The organism is Polymorphospora rubra (assembly GCF_018324255.1).
Lineage (GTDB): Bacteria > Actinomycetota > Actinomycetes > Mycobacteriales > Micromonosporaceae > Polymorphospora > Polymorphospora rubra.
In genome coordinates this window covers 3869660-3890524 of record NZ_AP023359.1, presented here as the reverse complement: position 1 = coordinate 3890524, position 20865 = coordinate 3869660, and the positions used below count along the sequence as shown (strand labels likewise).

The following is a 20865-nucleotide window of genomic DNA, read 5'->3' as shown; positions in this document are numbered from 1 at the left end:
CCATCAGCTCGTGACCAGGCATGACAGGTCAGCGCGGGTGGGCTGCCAGGGCCGCCATCGCGGCCACCGCCGCATCAATTTCGTCGTAGGTGTTGTAAAGGTGTGGCGAGATCCGGATCGCAAAACGGAAACCTGAATTGTCGGGCGGAGCAAACCCGGTCACCGCCACGGAAATCCGGTATTCGTCACGCAGCCGGGCGGCGAACTCGCCGAATCTCGCCATTTCGGCGGGCTCGCCGGCGGCGTCCCGAAACGGTGTGAAGGCGACCATCCCGCAGCGCAGCCGGGGGTCCTCGACCGAGTTGTAGAGCGCCGACGTACCGAAGTGGTCGGCGATGCCGGACCGCAGCCGATCACCGAGCGCGCGGACGTACCGGCCGATCTCGGCCCGGCCGATCCGGTCCCAGAGCTGACACGACAACCGCAGGGCGGCGGCCCGCGACAGGTCGACGGTGTCCGCCCGCTGCATCAGGTCGGCCAGGTCGTACGCGGGCTCCGCGGTGCCGGTGCGCGGCGGCAGCCCACCCTGCGCCGGGTACGCCAGCGACGGCGCCGGCCAGAACACCGGCAGCGGAAGCGGGTTGTGCCGCCGCAGCACCCGGTTGCGGGCGTAGACGAAGGCGGTGCCCTGCGGGCCGCACTGGAACTTCGCCCCCGAGCCGGTCAGGAAGTCCACCCCGAGCGCGTGCAGGTCCAGTTCCAGCTGGCCGGCCAGCTGCGCGCCGTCGACCACCGACACCAGGCCGTGCCGTTGGGCGAGCTCGGCCAGCAGCCGGCTGGGGAACACGGTCCCGGTGGTCAGGCTCACCGCCGGCCACTGCAGGACCTTCGTACGTGGCCCGATCGCGGCCTCGAAGGCGGCGACGATCTCCTCGGCCCGCTGGTCCGGCCCGACCCGCAGAACGGCCCGACGAACCACCACGCCACGCCGGTTGACCAGCGCGTTCAGTGGGGTACGGATGGTGAAGCACTCGTGGTCGGTGCTGACCACCTCGTCCCCCGCGGCCAAGTCCAGCCCGTTGAGGACCCGGGTGTTGGCGTCGATGGCGCTGCCGGCCACGCAGATCTCGTCCGGCGCGCAGCCGTACCCGCCGGCCAGGACGGTCCGCACGTCGAGCAGGGCGCTGTCGTCGTACGGGTCGCGCGGCGCCCGGGCGAGTTCCCGGTCGGCGGCGCCCAGCTCATCCAGCACCGGCCGGGGCGGCGAGCCCACGGTGGCCGTGTCGAGGTGGACGGTCGACGGGTCGAGCAGGAACAGCTCCCGGATCCGGCGCCGGACCGACGGGTCGTCCAACGAGCCGTCGATCCCCTCCGGCGCCGACGACCGATGGTTCGTGCCGGCCGTGTCTGTGGTCACCTCGACGTCCTCCTTCGTCCCGCCGGGGCGGCCGGTCAGCCGGCCCGGATCGCGCTGAGCAGGTCCTCCAGCAGGTCCGCCGGATCCTCGATCCCGACGGAGAGGCGGATCAGGTCGTCGGTGACGCCGGACCGCAGCCGGACCTCGCGGGGAACCGGCCGGTGGGTCATCAGCGCCGGGCACTCGATCAGCGACCGCACGCCGCCGAGGCTGACCGCACAGGCGAACAGCCCGGTACGCCCCATCAGCTTCTCCGGATCGGCGCGGTACTCGAAGCTGATCATCGATCCCGGGCCGGCCATCTGCCGGCGGGCGACCTCGTGCCCGGGGTGGTCGGGCAGGCCGGGATAGTGCACCCGGCCGACGAGCGGTTCACCGGTGAGTGCCCGCGCGATCGCCTCCGCGGTCCGGGACTGCCGCTCGACCCGCAGCGAGAGGGTCTTCAGACCGCGGTGGACCAGATAGCAGTCCAGCCCGCCGGGCACGTTGCCGGCGACGGTGCGGTGGTCGACGAAGGCCGCGTGCAGCCGTGGGTCGGCGCAGACCAGCGCCCCGCCCATCACGTCGAGATGCCCGGCGATCGACTTGGTGGTGCTGTAGAGGCTGACGTCCGCGCCGAAGCGCAGCGGCTGTTGCCCCGCCGGGCTGCACACGGTGTTGTCGACGACGACCAGCGCGTCGCGGTGGTGGGCGTGCGCCGACACGTCGGCCAGGTCGGCGATCTTCAGCAGCGGGTTGGTCGGCGACTCGACCCACACCATCGCCAGGTCCGGAAACCGCGCCGGGTCGGCCAGGGCCGCCACCACCGCCGGATCGGTCAGGTCGACGTGCTCGACGTGTACGTCGTACCGGCGCAGCGTCTGCATCAGCGACCAGGTACCGCCGTACACGTCGTCGGAGGCGACCAGGCGCTGACCGGGCCGCAGCAGGGACAGCACCGTCGCCGCGGCCGCCTGTCCGGAGGAGTAGACGCTGGCGTACCCGACGTCCTCCAGGGAGGCCAGTGCGGCCTCCAGGGCCTCCCGGGTCGGGTTCTCGCCGCGCCCGTAGAAATAGCGGGGCGTCTCCTGCGCCGACCGTTCGTACGTCGTCGCCAGGTGCAGTGGCGGGACCACGTCCCCGGTGCCGGGCGTCGGGTCCTGGCCGACGTGCACCAGGCGGGTGTCGAACCTCATCCGCCCGCCCCCGGGGCGACGGCCCGCACGCAGTACGCCGTCGACGGCAGTTCGACCCGGCCGTCCGCGTTCACGAACCGGTTCGCGGCCCGCCCGACCGCCGCCCACACCGCCGGGTCGTCCACCGAGCCCCGGTGTTCCTGGATCACCTGACGCATCCGGGGCGGCAGCACGTCGCGGGTGAACCGGACGAAGTCGTCGACCGAGTCCAGTTCGAACGGCACCACCTGCTCGTGCACCGTCACGTCGCGCAGCCCGGCGGCGGTGAACTCGGCCACCACCTGCTCGGGGTCGGCCATCGTGAATGGACCGGGTCCCGGTGGCGGCGGTGCCAGCGCGAGTTCGGCGGAGACGACCGCGAACCCGAGACTGATCATGGGTACGGCCGGCGGCGGCCCCCACACGGCGGCGGCCAGCACCCCGCCGGGCACCAGCAGGCGCCGTGCCTTGGCGAGGTTGTCGACCCGGTCGGCGGCGAACATCAGCGACCAGCGGGCCAGTACGGTGTCGAACCGCTGGTCGGCCAGTTCCGGTGCGCCGACGTCGCCGACCACGAACTCCACCCCGAGTCCGGCACACCGCTCCCGGGCGGCCTCGATCATCACGGGTGACGGGTCGACGCCGACCACCCGGCCGCCGGGCACCACGACCGCGGCGGCGGTCCGCGCCGGTTCACCCGCACCGGTGCCCAGGTCCAGCACCCGACCGCCGGCCCGTACCCCGCCGAGCCCGATCAGCCGGTCGGTCACCACGGCGGCGCCCCGCTCGAACGGCACCGTCCAGGTCCGCCAGCCGGCGGCGACCGCGTCCCAGTTCGCCCGCTGCTGGCGCAGTACGGCCGCCGTGTCCAGTGCCGAAACCATGGCCGCTAGCTCCTCTCGTCGCGGTTCACAGGAACCGGGTGGTGGGCTGCTCGGTGGTCCAGAAACCGGGGCGTACGGTGCCGAGTGCCTCGATCACGCGCTCGACCTCCGACCAGGTGTTGTAGGCGGCGAACGAGACCCGGACGGTGCCGACCAGGCCCAGGCTGTCCAGGAAGGTGCTGGCGCAGTGGACACCGCAGCGCACGGCGATGTCGTGCTGGTCGAGGTGGCCGCCGACGTCGTACGGGTGCAGTCCGTCCACGGCGAAGGAGACGATGCCGCTCGGGTCGTGTCCCGGGTCGCCGAGGATCCGTACCCCGTCCAGCCGGCCCAGTTCGCGGACCGCGCCACGGACCAGGTCGGCGTCGTGGGCGCGCAGCGCGTCCCAGCCGAGCCCGTCGACGTAGCGCAGCGCGGCGGCGAGCCCGATCGCGCCGGCCACGTCCGGGGTGCCGGCCTCCATCCGGCTCGGCAACGGCTGGTAGGCGACCGGCTCCTCGAACGAGACACCCTTCACCGTGCCGCCACCGACCTGGTACGGCCCCATCGTGCTGAACAGGTCGCGCCGACCGTAGAGGACGCCGATGCCCATCGGGCCGTAGACCTTGTGGCCGGAGAAGCAGTAGAAGTCGGCGTCGAGGTCGCGTACGTCGACCGGCCGGTGCGGTACGGCCTGCGCCCCGTCGACCACGGTCACGACGTCGTGCCGGTGGGCGGCGGCGATCATCTCCCGGACCGGGTTGACGGTGCCGAGCACGTTGGACACGTGCGAGAAGGCCGCGATCCTGACCCGTGGTCCCAGCGCCGCGGTGAAGTCGGCGATCTCCACCACCCCGGCCGGGTTCACCGGCACGACGACGAGTTCGGCGCCGGCCTGCTCGCACAGCCGCCGCCACGGCAGCAGGTTGCTGTTGTGCTCCATCGCGGTCACGACGATCTGGTCGCCCGCGCCGACGAGACGCCGGCCCAGCGCGTCGGCCACCAGGTTCGTCGCGGCGGTGGTGCCGCTGGTGAAGACGATCTCGTCGGGGTGCTCGGCGCCGATCCACCGCCGTACGGTCTCCCGGGCCTGCTCGAACAGTTCGGTGGCGGCCAGGCCGAGCCGGTGGTAGCCACGGCCGACGTTGCTGTTGGCATGGCTGTAGTAGTCGACGATCGCGTCGAGCACCGCGCTGGGTTTCTGGGTGGTGGCGGCGTTGTCCAGGTAGGCGAGCGATCCTCCACCTGACCGCAGGAGCGGGAAGTCCTCCCTGACCGCCGCGAGCCGCCGGTCGTCCAACCTGGAATCTTGCATCTGGGTCATGCTGGCTCCCGGTAGTGGAACATGCTGACAAACTGGTCGATGTAGCCCTGGGGAAACGGAAACACCTTCTGTTGCGCGTACGGCCGGCCGGCCGGCGACCGGTAGCCGGGCTCGGTGGGTGCGGGCAGCCGCCCCTGCGGGTCACGCAGGTGCGGGCCGAAGAAGAACCAGCAGAGCTGTCCGACGTGCTCGACGAACAGCACGGGGTGCAGCTCGACCGGATACATGTGCAGATGGCAGTACGTCGCCTTGAACTCGCCGACCGGCCCGAAGCTGTTGCCGAACATGACGTGGCCGAAGATGTCGTGCACCGCCCGGAACACGTCGTTGTGGCTGAGTTCGACGCCGCCGACCACGACGCCGGACGGCTCCCGCAGCGGGTGGAAGCCGGTGGGCGCGGCCGGGCCGTGGCCGGAACTGGTGAGATAGACGTGCAGCACCCCGGTCTCGCGTACGCCGGCGATCAGCTCCCGGGAGCCGTGGTACGGCTGTCCGGGCGCCGACCACGGCCGGACCTCGATGCCGGCGTCGACGATGGCCTGGTACTGCCGCAGGTTCTCGACCTTCAGCCGTTCGTAGAGGTCGGCCAGTTCCGGATCGAACTCGACCAGCGGGGCCCGGTCGAAGTACTCGGCCACCTCCCGGCAGTACCGGGCGTCGAGCCGTACGGTCACGTCGGCGAGCCGGGCGAGCGCGGTCGCGCCCGGGCCGCGATCCGGTGCCCGGCTGTCGACGTAGGACTGCGCCACGGCGGTCAGATCCACCTCGGTGGGCATGGCGGCGGCGCCGCCGGCCGTGGGCAGGCGGCGTCTGGACACGTATCCAGCAGCCATTCCCGTAAGTTATGGGACGCCTGATCGGCCGGCCAGACATCCGTTAGCGGGGCGAAAGACGTACGGCGCGGGCACCTCCGGCCGCGCCGCCGGCCCTCGACCGCTGGCCAGAGAGGTAGACCGAAGCCGATACGGTCGACCGGCTCCGGTAGTGAAAAGAACGCTATTGCATATGTTCTGCCGACATAACGGGCACACTGTCTCTTTACTTTGGCATAGCGAAGCCACAGAGGGATCGATTAACCTTGACCATGTTCCACCTGGGCCAAGATCGATTTTGCATAACGGTGGGGAGCGGGCATGGAAGGCCAGCAGCCGGACGGGCACTCACGATGTCGATCCACCTCTCTCGATAGACTCGACGGAGCGCCCACCACCGACCGCCCTGCCAGCGGCCCCGGCCCACTGCCGTGGCTGCGCCGCTGCCAGGACCTTCTGGTCACCAAGGCCCGTGGAAACCAGACCGGAGCCACCGAACGGCACCGCGACCTGTGCTGGTCGCACGCCAGCGACCTCGGGTCGGCGATGCTGGAATACGCCCGCCACACCGGCGACGACAAACGCCTCGAAAACGCCATCGAACTACTGGAACACGCGTGGTCGCAGACGTCGGCCGGCACCGCCCCCCGCCAGACCGTCACCGCCACCCTGGGCCTGGCGTTCTATACGCGATTCCAGCGCAGTGGGCACCACGTGGATCTCGACACGATCATCGCCCGCCTCGACGGCGCGGCCGACGAGCCGTGGAGCGCCGTGGCCGACGCGACCGACGAGCGGCCGGCGGAGCACCTGCTCCCCACGGCAGACCTCGAACCCGCGCTGGCCGAGCCGGCGACGGCCGGTCCCGACCGCGGCACCGACCACCGCCACTCGATTCGCCGGATCACGCCGGTGCCGCTGCCCCGCTGGTCCGAACTCAGCACCCAGCTCGCCTTCCGCCAGGCCGCACCCACCACCGGCTGGCCGATCAACTGAGCGCACACGGACCGCGACCACTGGTTACCATGTGGTTTAGTAGCGATGACCGATTGTGATCGACTTTGTCAAGTCAGTGAACCCAAGTTGACTTTGCCTGTGATTGAGTACTGAAGGGGCACCTCTGTCCACCCATTGTTCGACTACTATGGGTGCACCATCGGTCTTCTCCACTACTCGTCTCCACCCGCTGTTAACGCATCTCACAGGCTGGCAGTCATGATGGATTCAGGTTCGACCCGGACACCCGACGCGTCCTCACAGCCGCAGTCATTCGGCACGCGGCTGCGGCTGCTACGCCTCGATCGCGGTCTACGTCAGCGCGACCTCGCCGGTGAGCACCTCTCCGCCAGCTATATCTCTTTTCTTGAGTCCGACCGTCGCGCGCCCACCGAGCGGGTCGTCCGCCAGCTCTCCGAGCGCCTGACCTGTCGCCCTGAGGATCTGTGGATGCCATCCCAAGCCGACCAGCCCGCGCCGGGAACCGCCACCGTCGAACTCAAGCTGGCCAGGGTGTCACTTCTCGCCGGCGCGCTCGACCGGGCCAGGACGGCGTACGCGGAACTCGCCGACGCCCACCCGACCGTCCCGGCGGTGTTCGGCGAGGCCACCCTCGGACTCGCCCAGGTCGAGGAGTCCGCCGGCCGGCCCGCCGAGGCGGCGAGCCACTACGAGACCTGCCTGGCCGCCGAGACCGACACCGGCTACAGCAACCGGCTGTCGGCCGGCCTCGGCCTGTCCCGCTGTCTGGCCCAGCTCGGCCGGGCGGAGCAGGCCCTCGCGGTGGCGCGGTCCACCGCCAACCACATCGAACAGATCGGACTCGACCGCTCCGACGTCGGCGTCGAGATCCGCGCGATCATCGCCACCGTCCAGTGTGAACTGGGCCAACCGGGGCTCGCCCGCGAGCCGATCGCCGAAGCGCTGGAGATCGTTCCGGAGATCACCGACCGACACGAGCTGATGTCGGTCTACCACCGGGCCAGTGCCGCGGCCGTCGAGGCCGGCCACCCCGGCCGGGCCATGGAACTGCTCGGCCGGGCCATGGACGCGAGCCTCGGCCACGACCACCAGCGGATCATCGGCATGCTCCGGGCCCTCTACGGCGGCCTGTTGCTGCGCCAGCCCCCGGTCGACCCGGAACTGGCCCACGAGATGCTGACCCAGGCCCTGGCCGACCTCGGGACGACCGGAAGCGTGCTGGAGGTCATCCGCTGCCGCAACGACCTGCTGTCGGCGCTGATCCTGCTCGACCGCACGGAGGAGGCGGTCGGCGGGGCGCGGGAGTTGCTGGACAGCACGGCGGGCCGGTCCACCCCGGAACGGATCGACACCCTGTTGCTGCTGGCCGCCGCGCAGTCCATCCTCGGCGACACCGACGGTGCCCGGGGCACGTGCGCGACGGCCCGCGACGAACTCGAGGACCTGGCCGACTCGGCGCAGACGTCCCGGCTCTGGTCCCAACTGGGCGAGGCGATGACCCAGGTCGGCGAGACCGACGCGGCGATCGTCGCCTACCGCCGGGCGATCCAGAGCCTCGGCGTCGAGATGACTCCGGCGCTGCGGCCCACCCGGCCCGCCGACGACGACCGGCCGGTTCCACCGCAACGGGTGGCGCGTGCTTCCCGGCAGCCCCGCCGGCCGCGCCGGCCGGACCGGGGATAGCCGCAACCGGAGTCCGCGCGCCGGTGCGGACCGACGGACCGGCGGATCAGTCGTCCGGTCGGTCCGCGCCGACTCCGGCGGCCCGCTCGGTCAACCGGAAGAAGACCGCGTCCAGGCTCGGCTGCCGCAACGCCACATCCTCGACCACCAGCCCGGCGGCGTCGAGTTGGCGTACGACCACCGGCAGGGTGAGCACCCCACTGGGCACGGCGACGCGCACCGTACGCTGATCGTGGTCGATCTCCGGTTCGGCGCCGGTGAGGCCGGCCAGGATGCCGGCGGCCGCGGCCAGTTCGGCGGTGTCCCCCAGCACCACGTCGACCCGGATGCCGATGGCCGCCTTCAGCTCGGCCGGGGTACCCGCGGCGAGGACCCGTCCCTGGTCGACCACCACGATCTGGTCGGCGAGGCTGTCCGCCTCGTCGAGGTACTGCGTCGTCAACAGCACCGAGGTACCGGTCGCGACCAGGTCGGCGATGTGCCGCCACATCTGCCGCCGGCTCCCCGGGTCGAGCCCGGTGGTCGGCTCGTCCAGGAAGAGCACCGGCGGCGCGGTGATCAGGCTGGCCATCAGGTCGAGTCGACGCCGCATACCGCCTGAATAGCCCTTCACCGGCCGGTCGGCCTCGCCGGCGAGGTCGAAGCGGGCGAGCAACTCGGCCGCCCGGGCCTTCGCCGTCCGGTCGTCGAGGTGGTGCAGCCGGCCGAAGACCCACAGGTTCTCCCGGCCGGTCAGATCGTCGTCCACCGCCGCGTACTGCCCGGCGAGCCCGATGTTGCGGCGTACGGTCTCGGCCTCACGGACCACGTCGTAACCGGCCACCCGCGCCTGGCCGGTATCCGGCCTGGTCAGCGTGGTCATGACCCGGACGGCGGTGGTCTTGCCGGCACCGTTGCGGCCGAGCAGCGCACAGACCGTCCCGGCCGCCACCCGCAGATCCAGTCCGCGCAACGCGTGCGTACGCCGGAAGCGCTTGTGCAGTCCCTCGACCTCGATCGCACAGTCGGAGATCAACCAGATCACCCATCCCGGAACGGGCCGCCGGGGTCGTACACCACCGGCCGGGGTGCCCGTCACTTCACTGTGCCGGACCGGCGGGCGGCGGCCGGCAGACCTGTCAGCCGGCCGAAGGTTCACTCAGTCGTGGCAGCAGCCGCCGGCCTCTTCCGGGTGACTCGCGTACCAGTCGCCGCGGCCCTGCGGCAGCAGGTCGAGCACCGACCAGGTCGCGCAGATCGGGTCGAGGCCGCGGGAGTCGCCGCCGTCCCCCGCGTGGTAAGGCGTCGCCTCCGGGTCGGCGGGGTCGGTCAGGTCGGCCGTGCCGTGCCAGTGCACCCGCAACCGCTCGCCGTCGCGGCGGTAGACGGTGGCCGCCGGCACCATGTCGCCGCCGGGCAGCCGCAGGCCGAGCTGGTCGGTCAGGTCGCCGGGACGGGTCGAGTAGACCGGGACCCGCTGCCAGCCCCGAGAGCGGGCCAGGTCGGCAAGCCGGTCCGGGGCGGCCGGGGCGAGCACGGCAACGGCAGTGCTCTCGCGCAGGTGCGGCGCCAGCGGGTCGAGCCCGTCGATCCACATCGCACACATCGGGCACGGCTCGGGCCAGTCCTGGTCGAACATCAGGTTGTAGGTGAACAGCGTCGGCTGCCCGTCGAACAGCTCGCCGAGCGCGGTCACGGTGCCGTCGAGGGCGGTGAGCGGGGTGTCGGCGGCGACGACCGGGCCGGGCGGCAGGGCCCGACGCAGTGCGGCGACCCGCTCGGCCGCGTCGCGCAACTCGCGCTCCGCCGCGAGCAGTGCCGCCCGCGCCGTCCGGTAGTCCCCGGACACTGCGCGGTTGAGCTGCCCGATGGTCTCGGTCACGGTGTCTCTCCCTCAGCCGTGGGCGTGGTCCGGTCACCGGCGACCGGCCGGAGAAACCATCGTATAGCGGACGGACACGACGGGTGACGCAGCACGTCGGGGGTGCCACCGGGTCCGTCCCGTGGCACCCCCGACGTGACACACACTCACTGCACGTGCGGTGGCGGGGATCCCCACGTGACCACGACCATGACGAGGGTCATCACGATGGTGATCCCGAGCGCGATGGTCCGCACCCGCGACACCGTACGCTGCGGGATCTTCCAGGCGTCGATGGACCACTTGCCCGCGCCGGCCAGCAGGACGGCGAGGCCGCAGGCGAGCACCGCCAGCTCCCACTCGAACCCGCCGGGCATGAAGAAGCCGACACCGAGCTTGAGCGACGCCGAGGTCGCCATCATGATCACCACGAGCGAGGCGCCGAGTGCGGTGAACACCCCGAGCAGCAGGGCGAGGCCGGCGAGCGTCTCGGTCACGGCGAGGATCCAGGCGAACACCGTGGAGGCGCCGCCGAATCCCTTCGGCTCCAGATAACCGGCCATCTTGGCGGTGTCCCAACCGGTCCACACGCCGAAGAGGTTCTGGAGACCATGTAGAAGATAGGTACTGCCCACGGCCAGCCGCAGCACGAGCAACGCCGAGGCGACCCAGTTGTCCTGGGTGGTCGCGTCGGCGGTCCCCGCCGCGCGGTCACGGTCGCGGTTGAACCGGCACTGTCACTGTCCACTTCGCCGCCCCAGTGCCCCGGACGGACCGCATCACTAGTCATGGATTGACGCTAACCACGCCGCAGGGCCCTCGGTGCACATCTGTCGGTAGGGCGAAAGCCCCGTCCGCGAACTGATCGGCGGGTCGACCGGCCGCTGTCCGGACGGCGAAAGATTCCGGCCCGGTGTAACGGTTGTTCGTTATAAAGAGGACCGACCAGGGGGTGAGCCAGATGCAGTCGCTGCACCTCGCCGACGCGGGTGGTGCCCTTCGCTACCACGACCTGCCCGGCACCGGACCCGCCGGCGTCTACATTCCCGGGCTGGCCTGCGCGGCAACGGCCGACTTCCCGGAAACGGCGGCTCACCCGGCGATCCGGGACCGGCGCTGGATCCTGGTCGACCCGCTCGGTGTCGGCTTCAGCGACCGGCCGGCCGACTTCCCGTACACGATCGAGGCCCACGCGGCGACGGTCGCCGCCCTGCTCGACCACCTCGGTCTGGCCGGCTGCGCGGTGGTCGGCAGCAGCATGGGCGGGGCCGTCGCGATCACCCTGGCCACCGCCCGGCCCGACCTCGTGGGGCACCTGCTGCTCGCCGAACCGGCTCTGGACCGGGGACGCGGCATGCTCAGCCCCTATCTCGCCGACCTCGACGAGGCGGAGTTCGTCGAGCGGGGCCACCGGGAACTCGTCGAGATGCTGGAGAAGGCCGCGGCCGACGGGCACACCGGCGCCGGCAACTTCGCCGCCGCGGTGCGGGCCGCGGCGCCGTACGCCATGCACCGCAGCGGGCGGTCGCTGCGCCAGCCGCGCGATCCCAGCTTCCGTGACCAGCTCTACCGGCTGCCGATGGGCCGGGCGGTGGTGGTCGGTGCCCGGACCGGCGTCGACCTGAGCACGTTCGCGGCGCACGGCATCCCGACGTACGAGGTGCCCGCCGCCGGACACTCCATGATGGACGAGAATCCGGCCGGCTTCGCCACGGCGTTGGCGGCGGGCCTGGCCGGCTGGCGGTGACCGACCCACCCACCGACCCACCGCAGCGCGAGGAGAGTGCGATGGCGAAGAAGCTCCTGGTTCCGGTGCTCGGAACGCTGGGTTTCACCCAGATCCGGCACGTGGCACCGGTCCGCCGCGGCGCGGCGCGCGGCCTGGTCGCCGAGGTCTACCGGCAACTGGAACGGGACTTCGGGGTGTTGGCGCCGCCGGTCGCGCTCCATGCCCCGGCACCCGAGGTGCTCGCCGCCTGCTGGCTGATGCTGCGCGAGACGGTGATCGTCGAGAGCACCGTCGACCGGCTGACCAAGGAGACCGTCGCGGCCGCGGTGTCGCGGGCCAACACCTGTCCGTACTGCATCACGGTGCACGAGGAGATGTCGCAGACCCTGGGCCGGCCGGCCCGGCCGCCCGGCACCCGACCAACCGGCGCGAAAACGGTGTCGGGTGGGTCAGCCGGACGCCCACGGGCCGTCGCGGACTGGGTGACGGCGGTGCCGGACCGGGTGGCGGCCGGTGGCCGGAACCGGCCCTTCCCGGCCTCGCACACCCCGGAGGTCGTGGGCGGCGCCGTGCTGATGCACTACCTGAACCGGGTCGTCAACGTGCTGCTGTACGACATCCCGCTGCCGCCGGGGGTGCCGCGCATGGCCCTCGGGCCGGTCATGAAGGTGCTCGGTCGGCAGATCGTCGGGCAGGCCCGCGGTTCCCACGCCCCCGGGCGCTCACTCGACCTGCTGCCGGCCGCGGAGCCCCCGCCGACCTGTGGTGGACCGCGACGAACCCGAACGTCGCCGCGGCGTTCGGTGCCGCCGTCGCGGCGGTCGAGGCCGCCGGCGCCCGGTCGGTTCCCGCCCCGGTACGCGAACTCGTGCTGCGCGAACTCGACGCCTGGGACGGCACCACCCGGCCGCTCGACCCGTCGTGGCTGTCCGGACCGGTGTCCGGGCTGGCGGCGGCCGACCAGCCCGCCGGGCGGCTGGCGATGCTGGTCGCGTTCGCCGCCTACCGGGTGGACCAGCCGACCGTCGACGCGTTCCGGCGAACCGGCGCCACCGACGCGGACCTGGTCGGACTCTGCGCCTGGGCAGCGCTGGCCGCCAGCCGTCAGATCGGCGCCCGGCTCGCCGGCCCCCGCGACGGCGCCGAATCCCCCGGCGAGCCGGCCCACCACTGAGCGGTCCAGCACCGAGCGGCCCGGCGGGCGGGTGTCGTGCCGGCGCGGCCCGTACCCGGGCCGGGCCGGCGGCGCGGCCGGGTCCCCCTCCCGGACGCGCCCGATTCCGACCGCCCGGTCAGCGCAGGCCGTTGCGGATGGCGACCTCGATCAACAGCTCCGGGTCGTCGGTGATGATGCCGTCGACCCCGAGATCGATCACCCGCTGCATGACCGCCGGGTCGTTCACCGTGTACGGGACCACCTTGAGCTTGTCGCGCCGCTGGAGCACCGGCACGTCGGGGCCGTGGTAGTAGGTCGGGCTCTCCCGCAGGTACCAGTCCGCCGAGGAGACCGTGCCCTGACCCGGGTCGTGCACCTGCCAGTTCGCCGACACGGTGCCGGCCCCGGAGGCACGGACCAGCTTGCCCAGGTCGCGGTAGCGCCACCAGTCCAGCCCACCGGTCCACGGGCTCTTCACCGTACGGTCGCCGTACACCGCCTGGAGCGAGCACTCGTCGGCGAGGCTGGCGCACTCGTCCGGGCCGTACTGCCAGACCAGGGCGACCGTCTCGATCCGCGGGTTGAGCGTCCTGGCGTGCTGGATCGTCCGCCAGTCGAAGGACTGGATGGTGACCCGGTCGACGAAGCCGGCCTTCTCGACCGCCCGGACCAGCTTCGCGGTGAAGTTCCGGTACGGGGCGGTGTCCGCCACCAGCGGGTTGATCTTGGTCTCGATGTTCAGCCGTACGTCGGGCCGGTCGCTCCCCTTGACCAGCGAGAACACCTCGTCGAGGGTGGGAATGCGGGCCCCGGGCACCGGCACCTGGGTCGGCTCGGTCGTCTTCGAGCCGCAGTCGATCGTCCTGATCTGCTGCAACGTCAGTTCCCGGACCTGCTTGCCGACGTACGGGAACTTCGGGTCGCGGGGGCGGACCGGCGCGGTGTCGACGCAGTGCGAGCCGTTGACCATACGGTCGTGCGACACCACCAGGTGGCCGTCGGAGGTCACCCCGGTGTCCAGCTCCAGCGTCGAGATGTCCTTGTTGGACAGTGCGTTGGCGAACGCCGGCAGGGTGTTCTCCGGCCGGGTCGCCTTGCCGCCGCGGTGGGCCTGGATGTCGAACGGTGCCGCGTACGCCTTCGGCAGCCGGTAGCCGCGGCCGGCGATCAGCCCGCGCAGCCGGTCCGGGTAGTCGGTGATGATCCCGTCCACGCCGTCGTCGATCAGCTTGGCCATCGTCGGTACGTCGTTCACCGTCCACGGCACCACCTTGATGCCGTTGCGGTGCGCGTGGTCGACCATCTCCTTCGTCACGTACGGCCGGTAGCCGGGGTCGGCCACCGAGCCGTTCTGCGGGAACCCGTGTACGGGCGAGAAGGTCTTCGCCCCGAAGCTCTTGATCGCCTTGATCGGGTCGCCGCCGAAGTCGTCGATGTCGAGGCCACCCAGCCACGGCGACCGGCCCGGCTGGCCGGTCTGCAGGAAGTCGTGGTTGGTCAGCGCGACCAGCGGCAGCCGCGGCTCGACCTGGCGCATCCGCATCAGCGCGCCCCAGTCGAAGCTCTGGATGGTGACCTGCTTCAACAGTCCGGCCGCCCGGATCTCGGCGGCGGTCACCTGGACGAACTGCTCCCGGGGCGCGGTCTCGTGCGGCGCACCGGCCTCGACCTTGGTCTCGACGTTGAGCGTGACGCCGTCGGCACCGTACCGCTTGACCAGCGCGAAGACGTCGCGCAGCAGCGGCATCGTGGAGCCCGGTACGGCGAGCTGGCCGGGGTGCTCGGGCAGGGTCCGGGTGCCGCAGTCGAGGGTACGGACCTGGGCCAGGGTGAGGGTGTTGACGTACCTGCCGACGTACGGGAACTCGGGGTCGCCCGGGGTGACCGGTCCGGTGTCGACGCACTTGTTCGCCGCGACCCGGCGGTCGTGGGTGACGACCGCCTGGCCGTCCTCGGTGATCTGCACGTCGAGTTCGAGCGTGGTCACCCCGAGGCGCAGCGCGTTGCCGAACGAGGCGAGGCTGCTCTCCACCCGCAGGCCGAGTCCGCCCCGGTGGGCCTGCAGGTCGAACGTCCTGCCCTTGGCGGGGGTGGCGAGGGCCGGGGTGCCGGCCAGCACCATGGCCGCCACCAGCACCGCCGTGGTGATGCGGCGTGTCTTGCGCACGCTGGTCTCCCTCCGCGGCGGGCGGGTCCCGCCGGTCGGCGGCCAGCATGGTGAGGCCGGGCGGCGCGCAGGCGATCGGCGGTCGACATCGGCGTGAACCGATGCCGACCACCTCGGGCCATCGACCGGGCCGTCAGCCGCCGAACGCCGCGACGTTCTCCCGTACCCACCGGGCGAAGGTCCGGGCCGGTCTGCCGGTGACCTCCTCGACGGTGGGCAGCACGGTGTAGCCGGCCTCCGGCGGGTTGGTGCGCATCGTCAGAAAGAAGCCGATGTCGTCATCACCGAAGCCCTGCCCGCGCCACTGCGCGACGATCTCGTCCCGGCTGAGTTCGACGTAGCGGACCTCACGGCCGAGGACCTCGCCGATCACGCGGACCTTTTCCGGCGGGGTGAGTGCCTGCGGCCCGGTGATCCAGTACTCGCGGCCGGCGTGTCCGTCGCCGGTCAGCGCGACCGCGGCGACCGCGGCGATGTCCGCCTCGTGGACCATCGCACTCTTCGCCTCGGGGAACGCCTCCCGGACCACCCCCTCGTCGCGTACCGAGTCGGCCCACTCCAGGGTGTTCGACATGAACTCCACCGGCCCGAGGTACGTCCACTCCAGACCGCCGGCCTCGACCGCCTCTTCGAGCGGGCTCCTGGTCACGTCGCCCTTGAGCACGGTCGCCCGCCGTACGCCGGCGTCCCGGGCCAGCTTCACGATCTCCTCGCCGTTGGTGATCGGTTCGTAGCCGGCAAAGGTGATCAGGTGTACGGCGTCGACGCCGGCGAACGCGGCGGGCAACGTCGCGGCGTCGGCCAGGTCGCCCCGGACCACCTCGGCACCGGCGGGCAGGTCGGCGCGGTCCGGGTCGCGGGTCAGCGCCCGGACCCGGTGCCCGGCGGTCAGCAGTTGCGCGACGAGGGGGCGTCCGACGTTGCCGGTGGCGCCGGTGACGAGGACAGTGCTGGTGTCGGTCATGCCGGCAACGTTATTGCCGATTCCGGCCAGTTCCTGTCCGCAATCGACGGATGCGCGGTGCCGTGGTGAACACCCCCGCGTCGACCGGATCAGGCGAGGGTCTTGAGGTACCGGTCGAGCGCGGCGTACGACTCGGCGGCACCGGCCTCCATCCCGGAGGCGACCATACCGTCCCGGTCCTCCTTGTCGGCGAAACGTGAGGTGCCGGTGACCACGGTCGTGCCGTCCCGCTCCTCGAACACCAGCGTCTCCTCGAGGATGTGGCCGGCCATCGGCTCGTATTCGAAGGTCTGGACGATCCGCTCGTTCGGCACGATCTCCCGGAACTCGCCGCGGAACGCGTGGCTGCCGCCGTCCGGGGTGTGCTCGACGTAGCGGTACCTGCCGCCGACCCGGAAGTCGATCTCGACGTCGAGCGGGTTGCCCCGGCCCCACCAGTGCTTCAGATGCTCGGCCCGGGTGTGCACGGCGAAGACCAGTTCGCGGGGGGCGTCGAAGGTACGGGTCATGGTGACTTCGAGGTCGGACGGGAAGTCGGTGACCAGCTTGTGGCTCATTGCGGTTTCTCCTTCAGTTCACGCAGGTAGTCGTCGAGTACGTCGTACCGCTCGTCCCAGTGCCGGCGGTACTGGTCGATCCACTCGGCTACGGAGCGGAGCGGGGCGGGGTCGAGCCGGCAGCGCCGCCACTGCGCCTCCCGGGTACGCACGATCAGCCCGGCCCGCTCCAGCACGTTGAGGTGCTTGGAGATGGCCTGGAGGCTGACCGGGAACGGCGCGGCCAGTTCGTTGACCGTCGCGTCGCCGGCCGCCAGCCGGGCCAGGATCGCCCGGCGGGTCGGATCGGCGAGTGCGGCGAACACGTTGCTCACCGGATCTTCTGCCATCGCCCCTCTCCACCACGTCAAAGTCAACCAGATGGTTGATTAACCGATGAGTTGAATATACAGCTCACGAAGGTGCCGTCAAGCAGAACCGGGAAAACAGGAAGAGACCACTGACCGCCCCGCCCCGACACCTGTGGGAGACGCCACACTCCGACCCGCCGAAACATGTCATCGACATCGATATACGGGCCCCCTCCGCCGTCCTAGCCTCGGCGCAAGCCGCGCCCACCGGCCGGCGCCGCAGGACAGGAGGACCCATGAAGTTCCTCGTACGCGCCGTCACCGCGGCCGCCACGGCGGCCCTGCTCACCGTCGTACCCGCGACCACCGCCCAGGCCGCCGACCCACCCACCCGGCCCCCGGTGTCGGGCACGTTGAACACCTACAACGTGTCGGCGGTCTACGTCGCCGGCGTCTCGTCCGGCGGCTACATGGCCACCCAACTGCACCTGGCCTACTCCGCCCGGATCCGGGGTGCCGCGATCTTCGCCGCCGGCCCCTACTACTGCGCCCAGTACAACGCCGCCCAGGCCACCTACGGCTGTATGGACGACCTGTGGCCGACGTACCTGTCGACGCTGAAGTCGTACCCGCCGCTGTGGGCCGCGTACGGCTGGATCGACCCGGTCGCGAACCTGTCCGGCCGGCCCGTCTACGCCTTCCGCGGCAACGGCGACACCGTGGTCAGGAAATCGGTCAACGACGCGCTGGTCAGCTTTTACCAGCACTTCGGCGCCAGCGTGCAGTACGACACCACCTCGCCGGCCGGGCACGGCTGGGTCACCCCGTACGGGACGGTCGGCTGTTCGGCCACCGCACAGCCGTACCTGAACGACTGTGGCACCGACCCGCAGAACGCCTTCCTGCGCAAGCTGCTGGGCTCGGTCAGCCCGCGCAACACCGGCGCGCTCGGCGGGCAGTTGGTCAGCTTCAACCAGAGCACCTTCGCGGTCAACGGCTACGCCGCGGGGCTGAGCATGGGCTCGACCGGGTTCGCCTACGTGCCGGCGGCCTGCACCGCCGGCCAGTCCTGCCGGCTGCTTGTCGCGCTGCACGGCTGCAAGCAGGGCCGCGCCGAGGTGGGCACCGCGTTCGTCGACCGGGCAAACCTCAACCAGTACGCCGACACCAACCGACTGATCGTGCTGTATCCGCAGGCGGTCCCCTCGGCGGTGAACCCGAACGGCTGCTGGGACTGGTGGGGATACCTCGGCGGGACCAACTACGCGATCAAGGGCGGAGCCCAGTTGGAGACCATCATGAACATGGTCCGCCGCCTGGACGGCTGACCCGCCGGCCGCCGGGGACGGAATGGACGGACCGCGGGCGCGCGACCTCAGCCGCGACCGTTGGGCACCGGCGGCTCCGGCGGCCAGGCGGCCGGCGCGGGCGGGAACGCCGACCGCGGCGGGGGTGCCGACGGGGGCGGAGGCGCCGACGGGGGCGGGGGTGCCGACGGGGGCGGGGGTGCCGACGGGGGCGGGGGTGCGACGACCTTCGCCACCCCGACGCTGCCGGCCCGGCCGACCGGAGCCGTGCCGTTGACTCCAGCGGCACCGGGCCGAGGCGGTCGGGCGCCCCGGTCGTTCCGGGCGGCCCCGGGGCTCGCCGGATCGATCCTGGCCGCCCCCACGCTGGCGACGCCGACGCTGCCCGCACCGGGGCGGGTGGCGGCGGCGAGTTGCTCGCGGCGGCTCCGGGACGGGCGGCGGGCGACGGCGTGGAAGGAAACCACGAACACCGTCGCGAGCACCAGCCCGACCGCACCGACGATCAACTGGGTACGCAGGATGTGGAAGCGGGACGTGACGACGCCGGTGCCGCTGTCGAGCAGCTGGGTGCCGATCGCCTCCCCGGGGCCCGGGTCGTACTCCCGCTGACGCTCCACCACCTCTTCGCTGATGAGCGTGGTGACCGAATCGACGGTCAGCCCGACCTGCTCGGGCGTCGGCGCCGCGACGTCGATGGTCAGCAGCCCGCTACGCACGGTGTGCCCGACCTCGTAGTCCGACACACCACCGGCGGCCTCCACCCGCTGGCGGGCCTGCGGGGCGGTGACCGAAACCTGGACCGCCTGCGCCATGCCGACCTCGCCGAGGCTGAGCCACGGATTGCGTTCGTCGGGGGCGGCGCTCGCCGCGGCCGGTCGGCGGTCGTTGGGGTTCACCGTCGGCGGGATCAGCAGAATGGTGGCGGATGCCTTGTATTCCGGCTGCATGACGAAGCCGACCGCCACCGCGGTCAGGATCGCGACAAGGACCGCCGGCACGGAGACGTACCACCGGCGTACGGCCACCAGCAGGATCTCGAAGAGGTCGATCGCTGGCCCCCAACAGTCCGTGCGCCGCCCTGGATGACGACCATCCTAAGGCCGGCAACTCTACTCTCTCGTAAGAAGACAGATCACTCCACGTCGTCTCAACCGATGGGCGCCGACTGTTGGACACTGGGAGCCACGACCGAGCGGAGCGAGGGGGGCACGTGACCGAGCGCAGCGAGGGCACCGGTCAGCTCAGCAACAGTCATGCGACCACCGAACGAAGTGAGGGGGACGCATGACCGAGCGCAGCGAGGGCACCAGCCAGCTCAGCAACAGTCATGCGACCACCGAACGAAGTGAGGGGGACGCATGACCGAGCGCAGCGAGGGCACCAGCCAGCTCAGCAACAGTCATGCGACCACCGAACGAAGTGAGGGGGACGCATGACCGAGCGCAGCGAGGGCACCAGCCAGCTGATGCAGATCGGTGAGGCTGCGGAACGGGTCGGGTTGAGCATTCGCACCATCCGCCACTACGAGGAGGCCGGGCTGATCGTCCCGTCGGCCCGCAGCGAAGGTGGGTTCCGCCTCTACACCCAGCCCGATCTCGACCGGCTCGCCGTGGTCAAACGGATGAAGCCGCTCGGCTTCACCCTCGAGGAGATGCGCGACCTGCTCACCCTGCTCGACGCGCTCGCCGACACCGAACCCGGCGCCGAACGGACCGCCCTGCTGGACCGGTTGGCGATGTTCCACCAGGCGGCGACGGCACGGGTCCAGGCGCTGCGGGACCAGCTCGCCACCGCCGAGGGTTTCGCCCGCCAGATGCAGGACCAGCTCGACATCCACCGACGCTGAGGACGTACGTCCGGCGCCCGGGTCGCCGGCCGCCGGGCGCCGTTCAGCAAGGCCGGCTAGGTTCATCCCATGGCGGAGTTGGTGTACCCGCCCGTCATCGCCACCGCAAAGGCGATGTTCCGGGTGCTGGACCTGCGGATCAAGGTAGAGGGCGAGCAGCACATCCCCCGGCAGGGCGGGGCGGTGATCGCGAGCAACCATGTCAGCTACCTCGACTTCATCTTCTGCGGTCTCGGCGCCCAGCCGGCCCGCCGGCTGGTGCGCTTCATGGCCAAGAAGTCGGTTTTCGACCACCGGATATCCGGTCCGCTGATGCGTGGCATGCGCCACATCCCGGTGGACCGCAACGCGGGGATCGCCTCCTACCGGGAGGCGCTGGCGAAGTTGAAGGACGGTGAGGTCGTCGGCGTCTTCCCGGAGGCCACGATCAGCCGGTCGTTCACCGTCAAGGAGCTCAAGACCGGGGCCGCGCGGATGGCACACAGCGCGAAGGTGCCCCTGATCCCGATGGCGATCTGGGGAACCCAGCGGCTGTGGACCAAGGGCCGGCCCCGTACGTTGACCCGCCGCCACCTGCCGATCACGATCCTCATCGGCGAGCCGGTGCCGACCCAGCGGGACCAGGAGGCGGTCACCGCCGAACTGCACGCCACCCTCTCCGCACTGGTGGACCGGGCCCAGCGCGACTATCCGGACGTGCCGGCGGGATCCGACGACGCCTGGTGGCAGCCGGCACACCTGGGCGGCAGTGCGCCGACGCCGCAGGAGGCGGCGGCCCTGGACGACGCGGCACCGGCCCGCTGATCCCGGCGCGGTGCCGCCGGCGACCGGCGGC

At 71.5% G+C, this 20865-nt stretch carries 20 protein-coding genes and 2 pseudogenes; 9 read left to right on the top strand and 13 right to left on the bottom strand.

The window, feature by feature from the left end; all coding sequences use genetic code 11:
• Positions 1-28: 28 nt before the first annotated feature.
• Genes Prubr_RS17890 through Prubr_RS17870 form a run of 5 tightly spaced genes read right to left on the bottom strand, consistent with a single transcriptional unit; the run spans position 29 to position 5531 of the window.
• On the bottom strand, positions 29-1357 hold the full coding sequence (locus tag Prubr_RS17890; RefSeq protein WP_212826875.1) for an aminotransferase class V-fold PLP-dependent enzyme: 1329 nt from the start codon (positions 1355-1357) through the stop codon (positions 29-31).
• A 35-nt stretch (positions 1358-1392) separates the two neighbouring features.
• A complete protein-coding gene (locus Prubr_RS17885) occupies positions 1393-2532 on the bottom strand; it encodes a trans-sulfuration enzyme family protein (RefSeq protein ID WP_212826873.1) in 1140 nt (379 codons plus the stop codon).
• A complete protein-coding gene (locus tag Prubr_RS17880) occupies positions 2529-3395 on the bottom strand; it encodes a class I SAM-dependent methyltransferase (RefSeq protein WP_212826871.1) in 867 nt (288 codons plus the stop codon). The genes Prubr_RS17885 and Prubr_RS17880 overlap by 4 nt, the downstream gene beginning before the upstream one ends.
• Before the next feature lie 25 nt (positions 3396-3420).
• Positions 3421-4698: an aminotransferase class V-fold PLP-dependent enzyme gene (locus Prubr_RS17875; RefSeq protein ID WP_246568793.1), complete on the bottom strand. Its 1278-nt coding sequence runs from the start codon at positions 4696-4698 to the stop codon at positions 3421-3423.
• Complete coding sequence (locus tag Prubr_RS17870; RefSeq protein ID WP_246568792.1) at positions 4695-5531, bottom strand: hypothetical protein; 837 nt, start codon at positions 5529-5531, stop codon at positions 4695-4697. The genes Prubr_RS17875 and Prubr_RS17870 overlap by 4 nt, the downstream gene beginning before the upstream one ends.
• 300 nt (positions 5532-5831) lie before the next feature.
• Between Prubr_RS17870 and Prubr_RS17865 the strand changes: the two genes are divergently transcribed.
• The 3 genes and pseudogenes from Prubr_RS17865 (at position 5832) to Prubr_RS17860 (ending at position 8171) form a co-directional block, all read left to right on the top strand.
• Positions 5832-6506 (top strand): hypothetical protein, encoded by a 675-nt coding sequence (locus Prubr_RS17865; protein ID WP_212826869.1) that lies wholly within the window; start codon positions 5832-5834, stop codon positions 6504-6506.
• Between the two features lie 219 nt (positions 6507-6725).
• Positions 6726-6941 (top strand): annotated as a pseudogene (locus Prubr_RS38245) (helix-turn-helix domain-containing protein); the annotation flags it as partial.
• 15 nt (positions 6942-6956) lie between these two features.
• Complete coding sequence (locus Prubr_RS17860) at positions 6957-8171, top strand: tetratricopeptide repeat protein (RefSeq protein ID WP_246568790.1); 1215 nt, start codon at positions 6957-6959, stop codon at positions 8169-8171.
• 46 nt (positions 8172-8217) lie between these two features.
• Here the strand turns inward: Prubr_RS17860 and Prubr_RS17855 are convergent, their stop codons facing one another.
• The 3 genes from Prubr_RS17855 to Prubr_RS17845 form a co-directional block, all read right to left on the bottom strand.
• Positions 8218-9186, bottom strand: a complete 969-nt coding sequence (locus Prubr_RS17855; protein ID WP_212826866.1) for an ATP-binding cassette domain-containing protein — start codon at positions 9184-9186, stop codon at positions 8218-8220.
• Between the two features lie 123 nt (positions 9187-9309).
• Positions 9310-10032: a DUF899 family protein gene (locus tag Prubr_RS17850; RefSeq protein WP_212826864.1), complete on the bottom strand. Its 723-nt coding sequence runs from the start codon at positions 10030-10032 to the stop codon at positions 9310-9312.
• 146 nt (positions 10033-10178) lie between these two features.
• Positions 10179-10661 carry a DoxX family protein gene (locus Prubr_RS17845; protein ID WP_281425928.1) on the bottom strand — a complete coding sequence of 161 codons (483 nt, stop codon included), beginning with the start codon at positions 10659-10661 and terminating at the stop codon, positions 10179-10181.
• Positions 10662-10972: 311 nt separating this feature from the next.
• On the opposite strand from Prubr_RS17845, the gene Prubr_RS17840 reads away from it, so the two are divergent.
• The 3 genes and pseudogenes from Prubr_RS17840 to Prubr_RS17830 all read left to right on the top strand — a co-directional run bounded on the left by Prubr_RS17840 (position 10973) and on the right by Prubr_RS17830 (position 12914).
• Positions 10973-11758 (top strand): alpha/beta fold hydrolase, encoded by a 786-nt coding sequence (locus tag Prubr_RS17840; RefSeq protein ID WP_212826860.1) that lies wholly within the window; start codon positions 10973-10975, stop codon positions 11756-11758.
• Between the two features lie 41 nt (positions 11759-11799).
• Positions 11800-12057 (top strand): annotated as a pseudogene (locus Prubr_RS38540) (carboxymuconolactone decarboxylase family protein); the annotation flags it as partial.
• Positions 12058-12608: 551 nt separating this feature from the next.
• Complete coding sequence (locus tag Prubr_RS17830) at positions 12609-12914, top strand: hypothetical protein (RefSeq protein ID WP_212826858.1); 306 nt, start codon at positions 12609-12611, stop codon at positions 12912-12914.
• Between the two features lie 118 nt (positions 12915-13032).
• On the opposite strand, the gene Prubr_RS17825 is transcribed toward Prubr_RS17830, so the two are convergent.
• The 4 genes from Prubr_RS17825 to Prubr_RS17810 all read right to left on the bottom strand — a co-directional run bounded on the left by Prubr_RS17825 (position 13033) and on the right by Prubr_RS17810 (position 16913).
• Positions 13033-15063, bottom strand: a complete 2031-nt coding sequence (locus tag Prubr_RS17825; protein WP_212826856.1) for a glycerophosphodiester phosphodiesterase family protein — start codon at positions 15061-15063, stop codon at positions 13033-13035.
• 133 nt (positions 15064-15196) lie between these two features.
• Entirely contained in the window at positions 15197-16027 is an 831-nt protein-coding gene (locus tag Prubr_RS17820; RefSeq protein WP_212826854.1) for an NmrA family NAD(P)-binding protein, read from the bottom strand.
• An 89-nt stretch (positions 16028-16116) separates the two neighbouring features.
• Positions 16117-16584, bottom strand: coding sequence for an SRPBCC family protein (locus Prubr_RS17815; RefSeq protein ID WP_212826852.1), 468 nt, complete (start codon positions 16582-16584; stop codon positions 16117-16119).
• Positions 16581-16913, bottom strand: coding sequence for an ArsR/SmtB family transcription factor (locus tag Prubr_RS17810; RefSeq protein WP_212826850.1), 333 nt, complete (start codon positions 16911-16913; stop codon positions 16581-16583). Before Prubr_RS17810 ends, Prubr_RS17815 begins: the two co-directional genes overlap by 4 nt.
• A gap of 257 nt (positions 16914-17170) precedes the next feature.
• Between Prubr_RS17810 and Prubr_RS17805 the strand changes: the two genes are divergently transcribed.
• Complete coding sequence (locus Prubr_RS17805) at positions 17171-18202, top strand: extracellular catalytic domain type 2 short-chain-length polyhydroxyalkanoate depolymerase (RefSeq protein ID WP_212826848.1); 1032 nt, start codon at positions 17171-17173, stop codon at positions 18200-18202.
• 47 nt (positions 18203-18249) lie between these two features.
• On the opposite strand, the gene Prubr_RS37695 is transcribed toward Prubr_RS17805, so the two are convergent.
• Positions 18250-19233, bottom strand: coding sequence for a Wzz/FepE/Etk N-terminal domain-containing protein (locus Prubr_RS37695; protein ID WP_281425947.1), 984 nt, complete (start codon positions 19231-19233; stop codon positions 18250-18252).
• Between the two features lie 383 nt (positions 19234-19616).
• Between Prubr_RS37695 and Prubr_RS17795 the strand changes: the two genes are divergently transcribed.
• Complete coding sequence (locus Prubr_RS17795) at positions 19617-20030, top strand: MerR family transcriptional regulator (RefSeq protein WP_246568787.1); 414 nt, start codon at positions 19617-19619, stop codon at positions 20028-20030.
• A 69-nt stretch (positions 20031-20099) separates the two neighbouring features.
• Positions 20100-20834, top strand: a complete 735-nt coding sequence (locus tag Prubr_RS17790) for a lysophospholipid acyltransferase family protein (RefSeq protein ID WP_212826844.1) — start codon at positions 20100-20102, stop codon at positions 20832-20834.
• Positions 20835-20865: the final 31 nt, after the last annotated feature.